The organism is Polaromonas sp. P3_C2 (genome assembly GCF_056402675.1).
This window is the reverse complement of the sequence record NZ_JBFUGX010000690.1, coordinates 1-2,095: the sequence shown is the minus strand read 5'-3', so window position 1 is coordinate 2,095 and position 2,095 is coordinate 1. Positions and strand designations below refer to the sequence as shown.

The following is a 2,095-nucleotide window of genomic DNA, read 5'->3' as shown; positions in this document are numbered from 1 at the left end:
ACTCTGGAGTGTTCGGCTGAAACCGAATTATCCATTCAGGAATTCCGAAAAAATTCATTTGGATTAATAAGTAAAATTCTTACTCCGAAAGAAGTTAACTCAAGAGGATATTTTGATTATTCGAATGAGTTGGCAACTGCTCTGAGTGCCAGCGGAGTTAGCGCTTCGAAATCGGCCCCCTAAACCATAGGGACGAATACAGTATGTTGAGTTCCGTCGAAATCTGACCCACTGGGGATGTGGACAAAAACTTGGCCTTCACGGGAGCCTAGCCCAGTTTCCTCAGTGGATACCCATCAAAAATAATATGCACACGCGGCGTATCGGATGGATTGGCTGCCCTGTGCATCACTTGTTGTCAAAGAACCAGAGTTCCCTGGGCTTCACATTGAATCGATTGTTGCCAGACTCCAGTAGATTGCGCTCGCCGCAGCTAAGCACTAGGTGGTAGCGGTCTCTTCCCTCGAGAGACTCTTCGTCGTCGTAGTCGGTAAAGCTGGTTGTGGGCCGGAAGCTTGCGGCTCAGGGCAATCCGAGCGCATGCGCCAGGGTGTCCAGTTGAAGCTTCAAAAACCACGCCTCAAGTGGCTCCCCAAGAAGGGTTGACCTACTCATCGAATTTGCTATCAATTCAATAGCTGCTTGCGCACATCCCTATTGGTCTACAGCCATTATTCGTTTGAAGATCACTGATTTGCAGGTCGCCGTACGACGCTATGAGCCGACAGGCGGTTGCATACCATCGAACCTGACCTAGCTTGTTGCCAGACTCCAGCGCAATCCAACACTCGCCGCCACGATAAACATTCTTCAGGGCGCCGGATGTATTGGGTGGGAGCCATGGATTTCCAGTGCTCCCAAAACAAGTGTCTGTGTTCCTAACTAACCTAACTGGAGTTAAAAATGGGTGGAATTACCAAAGGTGGTCTTTTTGTGGGCAAAGACGAGTCGTACATCCCGAGCAGAAATGCCCAGGACGACGTGAACGAAGGCTGGTCGGTAACCCGGCGGCCTTATCGCTCAACGTCGCAGGGCCAGACGGTCCAGGAAGACATCATTCCCGCTTCGTGCAATTACTGCGACAGTTGCTCCTGCTTCCTGGCCGGCAACCGTGTGTTGATGGCCGACGGCTCCAGCAAGCCGGTGGAAGACGTCGCGGTGGGTGATCTGGTTATGACAAATCTGGGCCCCCGCAAGGTGGCCGCGCTGGAGCAGCCTGTGCTGGGCATGTCGCGCAAGATCATCGAGCTGCGCGGCCTGGGCGACCAGTGCCTGATCATGTCGGACGAGCACCCGCTGTGGGTCAGCCGCACGCAAGATGGCGTGGCTTCCGAAGGCTGGGGCACCTTCAACCTGAACCATTACCTGTACGAAAAACGCAATGCGGTCAGCCCCGAGATGCCGCCGGCCGTTCCCCTGGCGATCGACCTGCCCGAACAGTTTGCGCATGTGTCGGGCTGGGTGCATGCGCGTCCGGTGTTTCACCACATGCCGCCGGAAACCCGGTTGTACAACATCATCACTGAGCAGGGCTGCGGTTTGTTTGTAGAAGGCTTCCTGGCCTTCAGCCCTTGCCAGCAGGGTCCCGTGCAACTGGGTGCGCCGTGGCAAGCCCTGGCCGTTGATGCGGCTGCGGCCAGTTTTATAGCGCAGGTCAGCACAGCTGAGGCCTGAGCACTGGCTTCACAGCAAGGCTGAGACAACGCCAGAAGCGCCTGCAAGCGGCTTGCAGGCGCTTTTTCTTTGGTGGATGTGGGGGAGGGCAGGCTTCAAAAGCCTGCCCACCTGCTTCGCGGCAGCTAAACATCACCCTGGAACAGCGGATATATTGCTTGTGAGATCAGGAAACCTGCGGGATTTCCAAGGATCCCGGCAAGTTTTCATGATTGCAATTAACCGGAGTTAAAAATGGGTGGCATTTTCAAAGGCGGTCTTTTTGTTGGCAAAGACGAGTCATACATCCCGAGCAGGAATGCCCAGGACGACGTGAACGAAGGCTGGTCGGTTACCAAGCGGCCTTATCGCTCAAAGCCGCAGGGTCAGACGGCCCAGGATGACCTCATTCCAGCTTCTTGCGGTTCCTGAGATAACGGCT

General features: G+C 54.9%; 2 protein-coding genes. Both read left to right on the top strand.

Features of this window, described 5'->3' with window-relative positions; genetic code table 11:
• Window positions 1-183 (top strand): hypothetical protein (locus AC1DWI_RS20805; protein ID WP_477725640.1); only part of this gene is annotated, 183 nt, incomplete at its 5' end.
• 720 nt (window positions 184-903) lie between these two features.
• Window positions 904-1,674, top strand: a complete 771-nt coding sequence (locus tag AC1DWI_RS20800) for a Hint domain-containing homing endonuclease (protein ID WP_477725639.1) — start codon at window positions 904-906, stop codon at window positions 1,672-1,674.
• Window positions 1,675-2,095: the final 421 nt, after the last annotated feature.

What these genes read in the sequence shown, in the direction of transcription:
- AC1DWI_RS20800 (WP_477725639.1), top strand. Translation starts at nt 904, where the DNA reads ATGGGTGGAATTACCAAAGGTGGTCTTTTTGTGGGCAAAGACGAGTCG.